Below are 17,370 nucleotides of genomic sequence, written 5' to 3'. Positions count from 1 at the left end.
TTACCAGTAGACTATCCTATAGGGTCTGTCCGCCACGCGGACGGCTTACCCGCGCCACACTTTTGATGCCCGGGGCCGCCCCGATAACAGCGACAAAGGGTGAGTAAGTCTGTTTATGCGCCACCATTGCGCAAAGAGGTTCCAGTTGCTGCCGGTACTGGCAGGTATTGCCGCGACCCTGGTGGCACAGGCCCAGGAAACCGCGCGGATTACCGTGGAGGCCGTGACCGCCCGCTCCCGCCCGATTGTCGAATCAGTCCCAGTGAACGGTACCCTGACGCCGCCACGGCTGGCACTCCTCTCAACCGAGGTGGCCGGCCTGGTCAGTGAAGTGCATTCCGACGTGGGCGACCGTATCCAGTCCGGCGAGCCCCTGCTGGAGCTCGACCCGGAACTGAACATCATTGCCCGCGACGCCGCCCTCGCCGATGTGGAACGCCGGCGTGAACTCCTGTCCGATGCGAGCCGCCGGCTGGATGAGGCCCGGCGGCTGGTGGGAGACAACTACATTGCCGAAAGTGAGGTGGACAGCCTGACGTCCCAGGTACAGGTGGCCCGGGCTGAACTGCGCGCGGCAGAGATCGAGGCACAACGCCAGGGCGCCCTGCTGCGCCGGCACCAGGTCAATGCCCCGTTTACCGGTATCGTCTCCCGCAAGCTGGCGGAAAAGGGGGAATGGGTGGAGCCTGGTGCCGAGCTGTTCGAAGTGGTATCCACCGATCACCTCTACGCCGACCTGGAAATTCCGCAACGCCTCTATGCCCGCATCCGCGAGGAAACACCCCTGCGCCTCAACTTCGACACGGGCGATGACCGTACTTACCGCGCCAGGGTACTGAACAAGGTTCCCCTCAGCCGCACCGGCGCGCGCACTTTCGTGTTGCGCACCGAAATCGTCGACAAGAACAAGCCGGCACTGATCCCGGGGATGTCGGTCTCTGCCGAACTACAACTGGGCACCGAGCGCAAGGGAGTGGCGATTCCGCGGGACGCCCTGACGCGCTACCCCGACGGTCGCATTACCGTCTGGGTCGCGAAGAACTTCAGCGGCTGGAACAAGCCGGCAAAGGTAGCCGAGCAGCAGGTCAAGACCGGACTGGGTTTCGATGGCCTGATCGAGGTTCGCACCGGCCTGCAAGCCGGCCAGGTGGTGATAACCCGTGGCAACGAGAGCCTGCAGGAGGGCCAGGAGGTAATGGTCCGGCAGGCGACCGGGGACGACTAGGCCATGTTCGAGGGGATTATCCGCAACGGCATCCTGGTTACGGTCAGCGTGCTGATCGTCACCATCCTTGGTGTGGTCGCGGCACTGCGCGTGCCCGTGCAGATGATTCCCGACCTGGAGGTGCGCACGGTCACCATCCAGACCCGCTGGGCCGGCACCACCCCGCAGGATATTGAAAAGGAAATCCTGATCGAGCAGGAAGAGTACCTGCGCAATATCCCCTACCTGCAGGAGCTGCAGTCCACCGCCGACCTGGGCTCGGCGGAAATCGAGCTGGAGTTTCCCTTCGGGGTGGATATCACCGAGACCCTGATCCGGGTCAACAACGCCCTCACCCAGGTACCGTCCTACCCCGAGAACGTGGACGAGCCACAGGTATACGCCACCTCGTTCTCCTCCAACTCTTTCATGTACTTCCGCGTCTCGCCGCTGCCGGGAAACCCCCGCAAGCTGGATATGGACATGATGCGGGATTACATCGAGGACAATGTGCGCCCGCGCATGTCAGGCGTGCCCGGCGTGGCACAGGTCGACGTCTGGGGTGGCGCAGAGCGGCAGGTCCAGATCCGCCTGTTCCCCGAGCGCCTGACCCAGCGCAACCTGACCCTCGATGACGTGCGCCAGGCCATTGGCCAGCGCAACCGGGATATCTCCGGCGGCGAGGTGGAAAGCGGCAAGCGCCGCTACCTGCTGCGCACGCTGGGCCGCTTTGACAGCCTGGATGAACTGCGAAACCTGATCCTGCGGCGGGATGGCGACGGCATAGTGCGCCTTGGGGATGTGGCAGAGGTGCGCCTCGACCACTTCAAGATCCGCAGCAACTCCTATGTGGACGGCCGCCCGGTGATCACCCTGGCCGTGCGACGCGAGAGCGGCTCCAACGTGATTGCGATCAAGCGTGCCATGATGAAGGAGGTTGAGGACATCAACAGCGAGATCCTCAAGCCCGCCGGCATGATCCTCGAGCGCACCGCGGATGATGTGGTCTATGTGCAGGCATCGGTGTTCAATGTGTGGAAGAACCTGTTAATCGGCGCCCTCCTCGCCACCGCCATCATGTACCTGTTCCTGCGCTCGATCCGGGCGACCGCACTGGGGGTCTCGGGTATTCCCATCTGTACTATCGCCGCCTTTATCGGCCTGCTGGTGGCCGGGCGTACCATTAACGTGATTTCCCTTGCCGGCGTGGCTTTCTCGATCGGCATGACGCTGGACAACAGCATCGTGGTGTTGGAGAGCATCGAGCTGGAGCGCCGCCGGGGCCTGGACCGCCTGCAGGCGGCTATCGCCGGGGTGCAGAAAGTCTGGCCGGCGGTGCTGGCTTCCACCCTGACTACGGTAATGGTGTTCCTGCCCGTGGTGTTTATCGTCGAGGAGGCGGGCCAACTCTATTCAGATATTGCCATCGCCGTTTCCGCCTCCATCCTGGTATCCATGCTGGTGGCTATCACGGTGATTCCCACCGCCAGCGCACGATTGAAGTTCGACGGTTCCACCGGTGAGGACATCGCCCACAGCCGGCTGCGTACCGGCGTACTGGACCGGATCAGCGGGCTGATCGCCACCCCGGCCCGGCGGCTCTACTGTATCGGCATCACCGTGGCGGCCAGCCTGGCAATTATCCTGTTCCTGACCCCACCGGCGGAATACCTGCCCGAGGGGGAGGAAGCCAAGACTTTCGCCACCATGAACGCCCCGCCGGGTTATAACCTGGACACCATGGAGGCCATCGCCAGCGAGATCGAGGCATACTTCCTGCCTTTCGTGGGCGGGGACCCGAAAGCCTTTGAACGCGGTGAGGCTGAGGTGCCGGCAATGAAATACCTCAACCTGCGTGTCTCCCCCCAGAGCCTGCGAATTATTTCCGAGACCATCGACCCGCGGCAGATCGATGAGCTGATGCAGGCCATCGTTAATAAGTACGAGAGCTACCCCGGCATGCGTGCCTTTGCCGCGCGGGGCTCCATTATCAGCAGCAACGACGGCGGCACCCGCAGCGTGAACCTGGATATCTCCGGGCCCAACCTGGCCGACCTCTACCAGGTGGCCCGTGCCGCCTACGACCGTGCCGAGGAGATCTTCGACAACCCCAGTATCCAGACGCGCCCGTCCAGCCTGTCGCTGTCCCAGCCGTTGCTGCAGGTCCACCCGCGCTGGGACCGGGCTGCCGAAGTGGGTATGAGCGCCGGGGATATCGGCTTCACCGTGGCGGCGCTTACCGACGGGGCCTTCGTCAACGAGTTTTTCCTCGATGACGACAAGATCGATATGTACCTGTACAACCGCGAGGGCCCTGAGGCGACCGTCGATACGCTGGAGCAGCTGTTCGTGTACACCCCGGTGGGCCAGGTACTGCCATTATCGGAGCTGGCCCGGGTTCAGGAGACCGTGGATACCGCCACCGTGCGCCGCGTGGACGGGCGCCGCACGGTTACCCTGAATATCATCCCACCACGCTCCGTGGCACTGGAAACAGGCGTGGAGCAGGTGAAAACCCAACTGGTGCAACACCTGAAGGATACCGGCCAGGTGCCGGCGGGCGTGAGCCTGAACATTTCCGGCGCCGCCGACCAGCTGGATGCCACCCGCGCGGCCCTGGGGGGCAATTACATCGTTGCCCTGCTGATCGTCTACCTGCTGATGGTGGCCATTTTCTCCCATTGGGGTTACCCGCTGCTGATCATGACCACCATCCCGCTGGGCATTGCCGGCGGTATCGCCGGCCTCGCACTGCTCAACCTGGCGGGCGCCACCCTGCGCGGGATGGGATTCGAGGGCTTCCACCAACCCTTCGACATGATCTCCATGCTGGGCTTCCTGATTCTCATGGGCACGGTGGTCAACAACCCCATCCTGATTGTGCACCGCGCCATCGACAATGTACGGGAAGAAGGCATGGCCGCCGTGGCAGCGGTGGAGGAAGCCGTCAGCTCGCGCCTGCGCCCCATCGCCATCTCCAGCATCACCACCATCTGTGGACTCGCACCACTGGTGTTCCTGCCCGGCGCAGGCACCGAGCTGTACCGGGGCGTGGGTGTGATCGTGATGGGTGGAATCATCGGGGCCACGCTGGTGACACTGACCATGTTGCCGGCGCTGACCGTCATCGTGCTGAACTGGCGCCGGGACCCTGTGCCGCAAGCCGGTAACGCGGGAAGCTGACCAGACAGGGAAAAGGACACCCCGGGGAAACCCTCCTGCCCTGCCCGCCGATGCCTGGCTACTGCTATGCAGGCGTTGCCGCCGCATCCATCCACAGGGGTTCCCATATGTGGCCGTCCAGATCGGCGAGACTGCGGTTGTACATAAAACCCATGTCCTGGGTCGGCCTGATATCCGCGGTGCCCCCATTCGCGGCTGCGGCGTCATTCATCTCATCTACCTGTGACCGACTTCCGCAGGCAATGGCCAGCATGACTTCGCTGGAGGTGGACGGTGGAATGGGCCGGTCGGTAAAAGTGCGCCACTTGTCGTGAGTGAGCAGCATCACGTTGATGGTATCGCTCCAGACCATGCAGGCGGCGGTATCGTCGGTGAACTGCGGATTATTGCCAAAGCCCAGGGACTTATAGAAGGTCATGGAGGCTTGCAGGTCCTTGACGGGAAGATTGATAAAAATCATTGTTTCCACTCCTGGTTATCCAGCTTTTGATTGAAGGAGCGGCACCTCCACTCCAATAGGATAATGTCCAGTCGCTCGGCCATACCGGGGTAGCGGGTACTCAGGCGTTCTCACTTAATATATTGCCTTCCACCATCAACTCCCGCACCGGACGCACCTCGACACTGCCGTAGCGCGCTGGCGGAATCTTCTGGGCCAGGCGCAGGGCCTCATTGAGATCCCTGGCTTCCAACATATAGAAACCCGCCAACTGCTCCTTGGTTTCAGCGAAAGGCCCGTCGGTGGTCAACGTCTTGCCATCACGAACGCGCACCGTAGTTGCCGTGTCGGTGGTTTGCAGTGGCGCACCATCGAGGAAATGTCCTCCTTCCTGCATGTCCTCCACACAGGCGATACACTCCCGGTTCAGGCCATCCCATTCCTGCTGGGACATCTGCTGCATGATCGCTTCGTTGTAATACACCAGGCAAAGATATTTCATGGTCTCTCCACAGTTTTTTTGTCTCCGGGGACTCCAGTACACAGTTACACACCCTGCACCACTTCCCCCCTACTCTCGACAGGCTTTCCTATGCCTTATCAAATGCGCCTTGCAGGCCTGCAATATCCAGTTTTTTCATATCCAGCATGGCCGCCATCGCCCTCCCGGCAGCATCGCGATCCGGTGCGGACAACAGCTCCGGCAGGCAACGGGGAACAATCTGCCAGGACATACCGTAACAGTCTTTCAGCCACCCGCACTGGCTTTCCCTGCCACCGTCGGCCAACAGGCCGTGCCACAGGCGATCGGCTTCCGCCTGGCCTTCCGTCAAAACAACGATAGAAGCGGCCTCACTATGCGGGAACCAGGGCCGCCATTCTGGCCCAGGTGGGGGACGCCGGCCAGGTGAAACTCCACCAGCAGCGGTGCCGTCCCTGGCTCGGGGAAAAAACCCGAAGTAATCGCGGAACCGGGAATCAGCGAGGTATACAGTTCCACTGCCGGTTCTGCCACACCATCAAACCACAGGCAGGTAACGACTTTTCCCTTGTATCCCTGCTCATCCGGTTCCATCGTTTCCGCCCTCGGGAATAACGTTAGCGCGAGCCCACCAGGGAAAATGTCGCCCCCTGGGGATCAGTGCCGTTGAGGGCGTACTCACCCCCGGGGATTTCATCGGGCCCCTGCTGCAGCTGGCCACCCAGTTCGGCAATTTGCTCCACTGCACGGTCGATGTCTTTAACGCGGAAATAGAACTGCCACATTGGCCGGGGCGCAACCTCGCTTGTCCGGGCGATAGCACCGATCAGGCCGCCATGGCGAAGGAACTCATAGGGCCCCAGTGCGCCCATATCCAGTTCACCGTCTTTCTGCCAGCCAAACAATTGCCCGTAAAAGGTTTTTGCGGCACCGGCATCGTGGGTGACCAGCTCGTTCCAGGCGCAGTGCCCGGGTCGCGGCTTATCCGCGGCAAAGGCCAGGCTATCCCCCTCGCCACTGGGGCGGATTACATAGAAAGGTACCCCCTGGGGGTCTGCCAGCATGGCAACACGGCCGGCTTCGGGGATGTCCCGGGGAGGCATCAGGGTGCGGCCGCCCGCGGCGTTTGCTTTCACAGCGCAGGATTCCACGTCGTCCACGGCAATGTAGCCCAGCCAGGAGGGACTGGCACCGCCGCTGGACATTTCCGGGGTCAGTTGCAACAGGCCGCCAATTCCATGGCTCGCGCCGGTTCCGGCTTCTGGCGCCTGCATGATTCGATAGGCCGGATCCGATCCACCCTTCTCTGCGACTTCCCAGCCCAGCAGCTGGCTATAGAAAGCCTGGGAGGCGTCAATATCATCGGTAATCAACTCGTACCAGACAAAATCCCCTGTCTTATTCGGCATCTTCAGCCACCTCGCTGACCAGGTTAACCACCGGGACAAAACCACCAAAAATCATGCGCTTACCGTCGAAGGGCATCGGGTTGGATTCGGGGTTCATACGCGGGTCGTCCATCATTTTGGCCATGGCCGCATCGCGTACCGCCTTGTCCGGCCACTCGACCCAGCCATAGACCAGGCTTTCATCCGCTTTGAGCGCCACAGAACGCTGAAAATCGGTGTGTTTGCCCTCGGGCACGTCATCGGCCCAGCACTCCACCACCCGGGTAGCACCCAGATCCATAAATACTGGGTCGGCGCGTTCCGCATGTTCGATGAAGGCCTTTTTATTAGCTGTGGGAACCGGGATCACAAAGGCATCGATATAATTCATGGTTTGCTCCTGTTGTACGACTCATGATGTTCCATCTATTAGTCGTCCAGGCAGGACGCGATTCGACAGGAGGGTGAAAAAAATTAAGAAACCGGGATATCGGCAAGTTTGCGCGCCAGGAATCGTCGCTCCGGCCCCTGATGTGCCAGCGCCAGGGCCTCCTCATAGGCCTGCCGGGCAGCCGGAAACTGCCCTAGGCGGGAAAAGAGGTCGGCCCTGGCTGCATAAGCCAGGTGATAAGTACGTAACTCACCCGTGGCCAACAGGCCATCAATCAGGGCCAGTCCCGCAGCCGGCCCGTCGCGCATTGCCACCGCCACAGCCCGGTTCAGTGCAACCACCGGCGAGGGCGCCAGCCCCATCAGCACATCGTACAGTCCTACTAATTGCGGCCAGTCGGTATCCTCGGGGCGGTCCGCCTCGGCGTGTACTGCAGCTATCGCCGCCTGCATGGCATAGGGACCGGCGTTGGCGGAGCGCAGCGCGCTGACAGCCAGGTCACAGCCCTGCCGGATCTGCGCCCTGTCCCAATCCCGTCGATCCTGCTCTTCCAGGGGCACAAGCTCACCCCGGGCATTAGTACGCGCGCCACGGCGGGCATCGTGCAGGAGCATCAGCGCCAGCAGGCCGGCTACTTCACCCTCCGGAAGCAACTGGTACAACAGGCGGGCCAGGCGTATCGCCTCCCTGCATAATTCACCACTGGTGACCAGCTCTCCCATCGATGCGGAATAGCCTTCATTGAACACCAGGTAAATAACCTGCAGGACAGAATTCAGCCGCTCGGGCAACTCGGCCCGCTCCGGTACTTCATAGGGAATAGCGGCATCGCGTATCTTGGCCTTGGCACGCACTATCCGCTGGGCCAGTGTGGCGGTAGGCAGCAGGAATGCCGCGGCAATCGCTTCCGTTGTGAGCCCGCACACTTCGCGCAATGTCAGGGCTAACCGGGCCTCCCGGGACAGGCCGGGGTGGCAGCAGGTAAAGATCAACCGCAGCTGGTCGTCGCCGATCCCTTCCAGCTCCGCCTCGGCCGGATCTCCACCGGCCTCATACCCGGCAAGTAATTTCGGGATACTGGCATCGAAGCGGGAACGGCTGCGGAAGCGATCAATCGCCTTGAATCGCCCGGTGCTGACCAGCCAGGCGCGGGGGTTCGCAGGCACACCCTCCCGCGGCCATTGCCTGAGCGCGGCAACGAAGGCGTCGTGCAGGGCCTCCTCCGCCAGGTCAAAATCCCCATTTAAAAGCCGGATCAGGGTCGCCAGCACCCGGCTGGCCTCGGCTTCATATACGTCCTTGATCTGGCGTTGCAGGATGTCATCTGCCATCGTAATAAATGTCCCGGTGGTCCGGTTCAGGGAACCCTGAACCGTTCATTCGTGCTGGAGGATGTTAATGAGCTTGCCGAAAGGGTCGCGAACATAGAATCTTCGTACACCCCACGGCTCACTGACAGGGCCGTACTCAAGAGGTCCCCTCGCCCCTTCAAATCTTGCCAGGGCAGCCTCCAGGTCATCGACTTCCATGAACAGGTCAGGCACTGCAGTACCTGAGCCACCCTGGGCCCCTAAGCTCACCTGGACCGTCATTGATTCACCGGAGCCGTAGGTCTGGAACCAGCCATGGTCCATCAGCATTTCCAGCCCCAAAATTCCCCCACAAAAAGCCGCAGCCTTGTCCAGGTCCGCCGTGCCAGTATTGGACTCGATACGCATGACTTTCATATTCAAGACACTTGCTGCTGTGGCGAGCTGAAACTCGGGCGCCGGTCATCTATTGACCCGCTAATCCAGGAGTTCCCACTACTCCCCACACCAAGAACATCAAATTTATTTGACTTTATAACTGCCCGCCCCACCGAAAAGCAGAAAAGCCGCAGATACCGCCGGCAATTGACGCCAGCTGTCAGCAGATTAAACACTGCCAAATATTAATTGCAACCACCATCACCCCGGGCCTCACTCGGTTGCCAGCTCGTGATCCTGTATCCAGTCTCACCCTGCAAAATGCCGTAGGTGCTACATACCTCATCCAACACCTCACCATCTGCTTTGTACCGCTGCAAATGGAAGGTGACCAGGGAATAGTTATCTATATTCGCCTTTGCCCTGGAGCTGATTATCGACGACTCCCTATATTCAGAGTTCTTGAGTTTTGAGCGAATGCCAAGCATAAACTCGCCAGCCTTGTCGGATGACTCGGGAACCAGCAGGTGACTACCGAAGATGAACTGCGGTTGCTCCACAAAATACTGGCTCAGGTCCTGCTCCAGGGAAAAGTCCTTGAGGTACCTCCCGACAAACCCTTGAATATCATCAGCACTGGCACTCAGGTTAAAACACAGAATAAGGAAGCCACAGAAAACCTTTTTCATGAATGTTATTGTTCCCTTGCAGAATACAACGTTGACAGCACTTAAACCCGGGGAAAAGCAATCTCAGCACCCATGATAATTTCCCTGGGGAGCACGGAGAGTCCAGCCGCATGATAAAGCATTCCTCTCCGGTCCCGGCCTGGATAGATAAACCCGGTCATTCAGGAGGGCACTGGCACCTCCGGGGGCATGGAGGCTTTTGTAAGCCAGCAAAGCCCGTCAACCTGCATGACCAGGAAGCCTGGCCGACAGGATCAAATGTCAGTGCTTACCAGGATTTTTCCGCACAGAACTCCCAAGCGAGCTTGGCCTTTTCATACCGGTCAATCTTCCTGTGGTGGAGTTCTAACAGTCTCCATGGTTCTACCATCAGCGCCTCAATGTCTGACTTTGTAAAAAATCTCTTCAGCTGCCCATTGACGGAGTATAAGCCCGGCTCCAGCTCGGGGTGCCCGACAGCACCATGGTGAATATCTCTATTTGAGTTGAGACGACAGATCAGGTTCCCGCCATCCCCCAACACCCTTGCTATCTCGCTGAACACTTTCCCGGTGGTTTTCCAGTCGAAGTAATGAAGGGTCAGGCTGGCTATTACTACATCAAAAGTGCAGCCTGGAAATGGCAGCCTCCTGGAGTGATCCAGCTGCAATACCCGGGCAAGATCACCAAGGCCTAGTGCAGGGGAAATATCAGCAGCAACAAGCTCGCCGGCAACCCTGGCAAGCTTGCTGGTATCCCGGCCCTTGCCACAGCCAAGCTCCAGCACTGCTTTCCCCTGAATAGTTGGATACCATTTTTCGAGCCAGCGATCGTCAGATTTCACCTTTTCACCCAAAAATGTGACCTCCAGAGTGGCTTATCATTTGGGAAGCGCCGGGTTTCTCGCCGAAACTGGCTATCTCCCCATTAACTGCGCCCATAGCTTACCCTATTCCGGTCTGCTATTTACCGCGCTCTGTCAACAGATCGCCGGTTCACCGGCTCGTCAACAGGAGACACCCTGGCCTGCATATTACAGGCCTATTGCCGGCCATCGCCCCCCGGCAGGCATAGCTGTGAGCCGCCATCATGCCGACGCCCTCGTCGTTGGAGCGTTCGGCTCAGTCCCGGCCGTGGCTGGTGGCTGGTGGCTGGTGGCTGGTGGCTGGTGGCTGGCGACGAGACCGGCATGCCCCATATGCTGGAACAGTTTGGCCCGGCACTGAAACTGCCCTGGACCAAGCTTGAGGCTCCGGAACTGAACGACATCCTGATCGATCGCATGGTGGAAGGCACCCAGGCCCAGGCCTGCGAGCAGTCCATTCGCGAACTGGAAGCCCTGCGGGACAACTGCCTGGTGCGGATCATGGAAGCGCTCAGCAAGTTTGAGATGGGGCCGGCAGGGTGCTGGCGGAGCATCGCTCGCGCCACCAGCTGGAAAGCAACGGCTGGCAGCCGTTGGCATGGGCCGGCATTAAGGGATTAGAGCCAGCCATGCAGCGATACCCGCGGTCAACCTGGCAGGCTCGCGCCCCATTAGGGCTGCCCAAAAACACCTATCCGCAACAACCGCTGCCCTGCTGAACTGGCGGACACTTTACTGTGCCATATGAGCAGAAAACACAGCAGTCGCCGGGTTTTGGCCTGAACACCTTATGGCAAGACTCACATTCGTAGAAAAACTGGCATGAGTCCGTGGGCATAATCTCTTTTTTCTCGTGGCCACACTCAGGACACATAATGATACTTTCTCTGATTACGCCTGGCATTGATCCTCCTGGCATCCAGTCATCAGGCAGGGACTCGTTCGGCGTGCCCCTGAGATAGAGGTGAAATTTTTCTCGCCGTGGAGAGCGCCCACCAACCAACAAGGCAGTTTAAGATAACACGAAGCGGGCAATAGATTAACGCTGGAAGGCTAAACAACCACGCCACAAATGTTTCAGGAAAGACGTAGTAGGCCACCTGTTTAACCCAGCAGAAAAACTCGATATGCAATCTCAGTAGAGAGCAATAACTCCATCGCCAAGACTGCCGATGATCGACGTCCAAGCAAAAATGATCAGGAATTTCCGCATTAACGCTTCCCGCGCCCTGCAAAGATTCGAAAACCTTGCATCCAGTACCCGCACTATGGGTACCAAACTCACCGGCTACCGAGCCGGTTGTGAGACTACTCGCGCCCGGGAGCCGCTCCCCTGGCCGGTCAAAAACCGGGTAGCATCAGTGGTTGCCGCCGCTGGGGCGCAAAGTTGGCTTAAGGGCTCGATAGGCATCAAAACCCTGCCCCAAATCTGCTGCGTATCGTGTTCGAAAGCCGGCTGGCGACACACTACTCCTCAATAAACGCCGCCTGGTGAAAGGCTATGGCCTCGGAAACCTCGCGGATACCGGCCTCCGTCAACTGCGGTATCTCGCCCCCGGCCAGCACCTCCAGAACCGCATGGACCCCACGGGCGAGAGACGTCAGGTTGTACCCCCCTTCCAGGACCAGGACCAGCTTTCCATCGCAGTGCTGGTCGGCAATCTGCTGCACGATGCCAGTAATTACCTTGAACCCGTCATAGGTGAGGTTGAGTGCCATATCATTCCGGTGAGGGTCGAAGCCCGCCGATACCAGGACCAGGTCTGGCTGGAAATACTCCGCAGCCGGAACCAGGATTTCCCGAAACGCCTTCTCGAAAGCGAGGTCACCGGCAGTCTCGGGAAGCGGTACATTGATGGTAAACCCCTCCCCGAGACCCGCACCCACCTCATCGAGGTGCCCGGACCCCGGGTAAAAGGGCGCAGCACAATGGGTATCGAAGAACAGCACGTCCGGATCGGCCCAGAAAATGTCCTGGGTTCCATTGCCGTGGTGGGCATCCCAGTCAACAATCAGGATGCGTTCACAGCCCAGCTTGGCCTGGGCGTGAGCAGCAGCCACGGCGACGTTGTTCAGGAGACAGAAGCCCCGGGCACGTACTGGCTCGGCGTGATGCCCGGGAGGGCGCACCAGGGCGAATGCGCTCTGTGCATCCCCATTTACCACGCTTTCCACTGCCGCAATGGCATTGCCGGCCGCGGCAGTAGCCGCCGTGACACTCGCAGGAGAGACCGCGGTGGTGTCCCTGTCCAGCCATGCCCGCTTGCCCGCCATTGAAAAAATATGGTCCAGGTAAGAGCTGGTATGCACCCGTCCCAGCTGTTCATGGGTGGCACAGGGGCCAGACGTGAACGTGACGCCGGGAACCGGGTTCTGCTCGAGGTAATCCCTGACCGCGATTAGCCGCCCAGGATGCTCGGGATAGCTCCACTTGGACTCGAGCTGCTCGAGCACCGTCCTTACACGTTTTTCCACCCGGCTGGGCATGAAGGGCAGGTCCACCTCAGGGTTATGCCCCAGCATGATTTCGTCGAAAAAAACATTTACGCTGCGCTCTCCTGTCATTCTGCCGCCCTGCCCTTGAATTTCTGGTTGCTCTCTTACCCCCTCACCTCACTACCGCCTCGATAAGGCCTGCCGGACTGTCTCAGTGGGGGCCGCGGCACGAACACCGGTCGGCTTAAACCCCAGCCCTCCCCACGCCGCTTCGGCCTCGCGGTTAGAGGTGGAATACTCCAGCATCAGCTCCCTGACCCCCTGGGCGTCGGCAAAAGCCACTAACTCACCCATAAGGGCACTGAAAACACCCATATTCCGAAAATCCGGTTCCACCCAGACATCATCGATAACCCCCACGGTCAGTTCCAGGTTCCCGGCCCCCTCCCAGATACCATGATTGCGCACGATCGAAAGATAGCCCATGCCCACCAATTTGGCGCCAGATGTTTCCGCAACGAGCAGTAAGCAATCAGGATCGGCAAGGCCAGTGCGCAGGCTTTCGGCGAGCCTGTCCTGCTCCTCCTGCTTCAGGTTCTGCGGAGGCCCACCATTAACGTGGAGCGCCAGATTGGCGAGAAACTGGATAAGGACCGGCACATCTTTCCCTTCGGCCTGACGAATGCCGAATACTCTAGAAATATCCTTCTCAATCACCATCCGAAACGTCCTGTAGTTAGACCTGCCGTTATCACCAGCCCCAAGTGACCCAATATCAAATGAGTATTTCTGCGCCTCAGTTAACCTGACACGCGCCAGCGGGGAGCAGCAAAGCTGCTGCCGCCCCACTGTGGACGCCGGCCCGGGAGAATTCAAGTGTGAACCAGGAGGTTTACTGCGTTGGCATGAGGTCGTCGATAATCTGCGCATCGATCCAGTACAGGTCCGATTGGGAATCCGTATCGTCGGTTGCTGGCGTCACCATTCTATTGAAGAAGAGGTATTTTCCGTCAGGTGTGACCTGTGGGCCCCCTTCTTCAGCATCTGTGTTTACCTTGTCCCCCAGGTTAATCGCCTCACCCCACGAGCCATCTTTCTGCCGGAAACTGATATAGAGGTCAGATTTGCCATACCCGCTCTCTCTTTCACCATCCCACATAATATAGGATTCGTCTGGCGCGATGAACGGATGGGCATTCCATGTTCCGGTGTTAATCTCTTTACCGAACGGCTTCGGCTCTTCGCGTTTACCGTCCAGTAACCGTGAATAGCGAATAACACCGTCTCCGTCTGTACCAACCTCGTCGAAAACTAAAGTGCCTTTGCGGGAAGCTGAAAGGCCCATAATGCGTATTTCTTCAAAAGCAGGGCCAAGGCTTTTCATTTCTGACCAGCCGTCAGCTGTGCGCTCCTTATATTTGCCACCATAGTACAGGACATTCCCGCCTGGGGCGTGAAAGGGTTTACGAGCTCCAGCCGGCACAGCCATCTTACGCCACTGATCGCCCACCTTTTTAAAAATAACAGATTCTGGTTCTCTTGCGTCACGAGAGTGTTTCCATCTGGTAACAAAAAACTCGTTCATATCAAGGGAGAAACCACCAGCGTCCCCCCATTCCTCTGTATTCACAATGCCGGGGGCAAAAGGCCTGGCGGTTAAACCAGGTGGCGTTTGCCCCAGGTATGGGCCTTTGAGCACTGGAAATTCATCTTGGCCATGACTGGCACTGGTAATAAATAAAGCGGATAACAGCAGAGAACTTAAAATATAGAGATGCTTCATAATTTATCCTTATTATGATAATCACCGAACTCTTAAGGTTCGCCTAAATGCAATTGAACAATTGGCCAGCTTATTCATATCGAACTCAAAGCACCTGATATCCTTATGATTTTTAGATGAGCTCGCCCTGATTACGATAAACGACTTTTTAGGTACGTATAACACCCGCACAGAGGGACTAAAAACCGAACACAGCGCTTTGCCAGGCTGCGCGCTCCTAGTCCCCGCAGATACTGATATGAGCCACCATCCAGAAAATAAAAATTTCCGCCAAAACGCTCATGCTTTTGCAGTAAATAAGAAAATAGATCTTAAATCAACCACAATTAAAATCAGTGAATCTGCAATGACTCTCAGCTGACCTACCCCACTGAAGAAGACGCACGAGCACAAGCCGCAAAGCAAACTCACAAGCTCCTCCAGAACTCGCGTCAACCCCATAAACCGGCTGGTCATAGGCTGCCAGCGAATCGCCACAGACATCGCTGCACAAGAGGAAGTCCGACGATGTTATTCACGCGCCAGTTTTAGGTGGCTGCGCGCAATTGATTGTTATAAGCGAACAACGATCTTTCCTTTGTGTGCCGCCTCAGCGAAATGATGGAATGCATTGCGCACATCCACATCTGTGAAGTCAAACTCCGTATCAATTACTGGCCTGAACTTCCCAGCCTCGAAAAGTTCGTTAAAGTAGGCCAGGTCGCGATTGGGCTCGAGTGCTATAACCCGGAGCTTCTTATCTCGTGCACGGTTTATGCGTAAGCCTGAGAGCGCGACCTTCAGCAAGTTGAGTGTTGGCCCACCTACGGCTGCGTAAGCACCATTAGGGTTCAAAGCACGTTCATAGTCCGCTGGAGACCGATCGCTCTTGGCATCGACAATGAGGTCATAACGCTTTCCATTTTGCGTGAAATCCGTGGTTCGATAGTCAATCACGTGATCGAATCCCCACAAGCGCATTGCCTCCAGTTTTTCTGCACTATCAACCCCGGTCACCTCAAGGCCCTGGAGCTTCAGGAGTTGGATGGCGAGACTACCGACGCCGCCCCCAGCGCCGTTTACCAGAACTGACTGTCCTGGCTCAGGCTGGCGATCCGCCACAATTGCCTGCAGAGCAAGCATGCCTGCCTGAGGGATAGCGGCCGCCTGCTCAAAGCTCATAGCTTGGGATTTAGGCTTCACGGCATTGTGCGGGGCACATACATACTCTGCAAATCCCCCGAATCCGCAGCCGGACAGATCACCGTACACTTCGTCGCCAGGCTTGTATGAACTGACTTCACTGCCCACAGCTTCAACTACACCAGCGATATCGGAGCCTATGGTGATATTCGGCCTAATCAGACCTGCCATGAAACGATTTGGGATGAACGGTGCCCCTTTCAGCAACCCCCAGTCCCAGTCGTTGATCGAGACAGCATTAACTTTGACCAGCACCTGATCGTCAGCTGGGATAGGTTTTATGACATCGTGAATTTCAAGAAAGTCAGGTGATCCGTACTTCCGTATTATTAGAGATTTCACGTTTTCTGCCCCATAAGATTGAGCTTCCTTTTTTGATGATTATTAAAAATAGCTTATCAACTATACAGGGCTCTACTAAATGTGGTTAAGTCTTACACTTAACGCCTGCATTTGCGGCTGGTTTGGAGCGCAGCGGAAAACCAGTCCGCCAACATGCACTGGTTAGGTGATCGCGCTTAGATTGAAAGAAATAGATTCGCGTACCCTGCATTCTCATTGAGAAAACTGCGTAGACCTACTAGATATTGTCTCAGCGGTTCCTCTGGAGCGTTACCAAATTCCTCAATCTTTGACCATCTACCGACTATTTCAGGTAACTCCTCATCATTGAGTTCTCGTATCTTGTCTTGGAGAGCTTCAGGGAATGACAAAATAAAGGCTTCTCCCTCCGGGGGGTGGGCAGGCTGAAACCCCCTCATTAATTCTTCGTACGTAGCTACGCCAAGTATTTCACCCAGCTTGGATAGCGGAATCATGTCAATATTTTTCGCGCGGAACCACCTGCCAAATGAGTATGGATCGTCACCGTTCACTACTTCTTCAGGGTCATTTCCTTCGAGGAATACTACATCTGAAATTGGCACCAATCTCTCCTTTCAATAACGCTGGTCTTACCCACAAAAAGTAGACACTCTAACTAGGCGCATTTGCGCTCATACTCTGCTGGGCTTATATGCCCGATCGCAGAGTGCCTACGAATCCTATTGTAGAAAACCTCGATGTATTCAAACACCTCAGATTTCGCCTGGCTGATACTCTCAAAGTTTTCTGCGTATACCAGCTCTACCTTGAGCCTACTGAAAAACGATTCCATTGCGGCATTATCCCAGCAATTGGCCTGACGGCTCATGCTGGGACGGCAGTGGTTCGCCAAGAGAAGGTCCTGGTATCCCTGAGCTCGATACTGCACACCCCTATCTGAGTGTACGATCAGCCCCGGCCTTAGCTTTCTCTGCCCCAAAGCCATTTTCAGGGCCCTTTTCGTGAGCTCCTCTGTCATCTGGCTATCCAGGGCCCAGCCGACTATGCGGCGTGAATACAGGTCCATGACCACCGCAAGGTAGAGCCATCGATCCTTGACCCAGATGTAAGTGATATCGCTGGTCCAGCGGCAGTTAGGTCGATCAACCTGAAAACACCGCTTCAGTATGTTCTCAGCAACGTTTACCTTGCCCTCAACTGGCCGGCTATAGCGAAAACCTTTTCCATTCCTCGCACGGATATGCTCTTTATGCATAATTCCAGCGATATAGTTGGTTGAGCAAGGGACCCCTGCATCCAAGAGCTCTCGGGCAATCCTGGGAGCCCCATAGCGAGCCT

At 57.6% G+C, this 17,370-nt stretch carries 19 protein-coding genes and 1 pseudogene; 4 read left to right on the top strand and 16 right to left on the bottom strand.

Annotated features, from left to right (window positions below):
• Positions 1 to 115 precede the first annotated feature (115 nt).
• Complete coding sequence (locus ACH6CX_RS00100; protein WP_237061244.1) at positions 116 to 1,225, top strand: efflux RND transporter periplasmic adaptor subunit; 1,110 nt, start codon at positions 116 to 118, stop codon at positions 1,223 to 1,225.
• A gap of 3 nt (positions 1,226 to 1,228) precedes the next feature.
• Entirely contained in the window at positions 1,229 to 4,387 is a 3,159-nt protein-coding gene (locus ACH6CX_RS00095; protein ID WP_232942018.1) for an efflux RND transporter permease subunit, read from the top strand.
• A gap of 64 nt (positions 4,388 to 4,451) precedes the next feature.
• Here the strand turns inward: ACH6CX_RS00095 and ACH6CX_RS00090 are convergent, their stop codons facing one another.
• The 9 genes and pseudogenes from ACH6CX_RS00090 to ACH6CX_RS00050 form a co-directional block, all read right to left on the bottom strand.
• Positions 4,452 to 4,847, bottom strand: a complete 396-nt coding sequence (locus tag ACH6CX_RS00090; protein WP_396674213.1) for a VOC family protein — start codon at positions 4,845 to 4,847, stop codon at positions 4,452 to 4,454.
• Positions 4,848 to 4,947: 100 nt separating this feature from the next.
• On the bottom strand, positions 4,948 to 5,328 hold the full coding sequence (locus ACH6CX_RS00085) for a YciI family protein (RefSeq protein WP_232942014.1): 381 nt from the start codon (positions 5,326 to 5,328) through the stop codon (positions 4,948 to 4,950).
• A gap of 88 nt (positions 5,329 to 5,416) precedes the next feature.
• Positions 5,417 to 5,901, bottom strand: a pseudogene (locus tag ACH6CX_RS00080) (VOC family protein).
• Between the two features lie 23 nt (positions 5,902 to 5,924).
• Entirely contained in the window at positions 5,925 to 6,716 is a 792-nt protein-coding gene (locus ACH6CX_RS00075; RefSeq protein WP_237061235.1) for a VOC family protein, read from the bottom strand.
• Positions 6,706 to 7,086, bottom strand: a complete 381-nt coding sequence (locus ACH6CX_RS00070) for a DUF1428 domain-containing protein (protein WP_232942010.1) — start codon at positions 7,084 to 7,086, stop codon at positions 6,706 to 6,708. Before ACH6CX_RS00070 ends, ACH6CX_RS00075 begins: the two co-directional genes overlap by 11 nt.
• 83 nt (positions 7,087 to 7,169) lie before the next feature.
• Positions 7,170 to 8,417, bottom strand: a complete 1,248-nt coding sequence (locus ACH6CX_RS00065; protein WP_237061234.1) for an RNA polymerase sigma factor — start codon at positions 8,415 to 8,417, stop codon at positions 7,170 to 7,172.
• Between the two features lie 45 nt (positions 8,418 to 8,462).
• Positions 8,463 to 8,813, bottom strand: coding sequence for a VOC family protein (locus tag ACH6CX_RS00060; RefSeq protein ID WP_396674210.1), 351 nt, complete (start codon positions 8,811 to 8,813; stop codon positions 8,463 to 8,465).
• A 206-nt stretch (positions 8,814 to 9,019) separates the two neighbouring features.
• On the bottom strand, positions 9,020 to 9,463 hold the full coding sequence (locus ACH6CX_RS00055; RefSeq protein WP_237061232.1) for a hypothetical protein: 444 nt from the start codon (positions 9,461 to 9,463) through the stop codon (positions 9,020 to 9,022).
• A 268-nt stretch (positions 9,464 to 9,731) separates the two neighbouring features.
• On the bottom strand, positions 9,732 to 10,286 hold the full coding sequence (locus ACH6CX_RS00050) for a class I SAM-dependent methyltransferase (RefSeq protein WP_237061231.1): 555 nt from the start codon (positions 10,284 to 10,286) through the stop codon (positions 9,732 to 9,734).
• A 303-nt stretch (positions 10,287 to 10,589) separates the two neighbouring features.
• On the opposite strand from ACH6CX_RS00050, the gene ACH6CX_RS00045 reads away from it, so the two are divergent.
• A complete protein-coding gene (locus ACH6CX_RS00045; RefSeq protein WP_396674207.1) occupies positions 10,590 to 10,928 on the top strand; it encodes a hypothetical protein in 339 nt (112 codons plus the stop codon).
• Between the two features lie 70 nt (positions 10,929 to 10,998).
• On the opposite strand, the gene ACH6CX_RS00040 is transcribed toward ACH6CX_RS00045, so the two are convergent.
• The 4 genes from ACH6CX_RS00040 to ACH6CX_RS00025 form a co-directional block, all read right to left on the bottom strand.
• Entirely contained in the window at positions 10,999 to 11,211 is a 213-nt protein-coding gene (locus ACH6CX_RS00040; RefSeq protein WP_305080559.1) for a GDCCVxC domain-containing (seleno)protein, read from the bottom strand.
• 563 nt (positions 11,212 to 11,774) lie between these two features.
• A complete protein-coding gene (locus tag ACH6CX_RS00035; RefSeq protein ID WP_232941998.1) occupies positions 11,775 to 12,872 on the bottom strand; it encodes a histone deacetylase in 1,098 nt (365 codons plus the stop codon).
• Between the two features lie 51 nt (positions 12,873 to 12,923).
• Complete coding sequence (locus ACH6CX_RS00030; protein WP_237061229.1) at positions 12,924 to 13,463, bottom strand: GNAT family N-acetyltransferase; 540 nt, start codon at positions 13,461 to 13,463, stop codon at positions 12,924 to 12,926.
• Positions 13,464 to 13,635: 172 nt separating this feature from the next.
• Positions 13,636 to 14,526 carry a hypothetical protein gene (locus ACH6CX_RS00025; protein ID WP_396674204.1) on the bottom strand — a complete coding sequence of 297 codons (891 nt, stop codon included), beginning with the start codon at positions 14,524 to 14,526 and terminating at the stop codon, positions 13,636 to 13,638.
• Between the two features lie 238 nt (positions 14,527 to 14,764).
• Here ACH6CX_RS00025 and ACH6CX_RS00020 point away from each other — a divergent pair, with 238 nt between their 5' ends.
• The gene (locus tag ACH6CX_RS00020; protein WP_255701147.1) at positions 14,765 to 14,887 is read left to right on the top strand and encodes a hypothetical protein; all 123 of its coding nucleotides are present in this window, start codon (positions 14,765 to 14,767) and stop codon (positions 14,885 to 14,887) included.
• Positions 14,888 to 15,078: 191 nt separating this feature from the next.
• Here ACH6CX_RS00020 and ACH6CX_RS00015 read toward each other — a convergent pair whose 3' ends face one another.
• The 3 genes from ACH6CX_RS00015 to ACH6CX_RS00005 form a co-directional block, all read right to left on the bottom strand.
• Complete coding sequence (locus tag ACH6CX_RS00015) at positions 15,079 to 16,050, bottom strand: NAD(P)-dependent alcohol dehydrogenase (protein ID WP_396674202.1); 972 nt, start codon at positions 16,048 to 16,050, stop codon at positions 15,079 to 15,081.
• A 176-nt stretch (positions 16,051 to 16,226) separates the two neighbouring features.
• The gene (locus ACH6CX_RS00010) at positions 16,227 to 16,634 is read right to left on the bottom strand and encodes a hypothetical protein (RefSeq protein ID WP_396674200.1); all 408 of its coding nucleotides are present in this window, start codon (positions 16,632 to 16,634) and stop codon (positions 16,227 to 16,229) included.
• A 53-nt stretch (positions 16,635 to 16,687) separates the two neighbouring features.
• On the bottom strand, positions 16,688 to 17,370 hold a 683-nt coding region (locus tag ACH6CX_RS00005; protein ID WP_396674198.1), incomplete at its 5' end, for an IS3 family transposase.

Origin of the sequence: Microbulbifer sp. JSM ZJ756, from assembly GCF_044383805.1 — a bacterium.
GTDB classification, from domain to species: domain Bacteria; phylum Pseudomonadota; class Gammaproteobacteria; order Pseudomonadales; family Cellvibrionaceae; genus Microbulbifer; species Microbulbifer zhoushanensis.
Note: the sequence above shows the minus strand (reverse complement) of the source record. Positions and strands in the feature narration are given on the sequence as shown.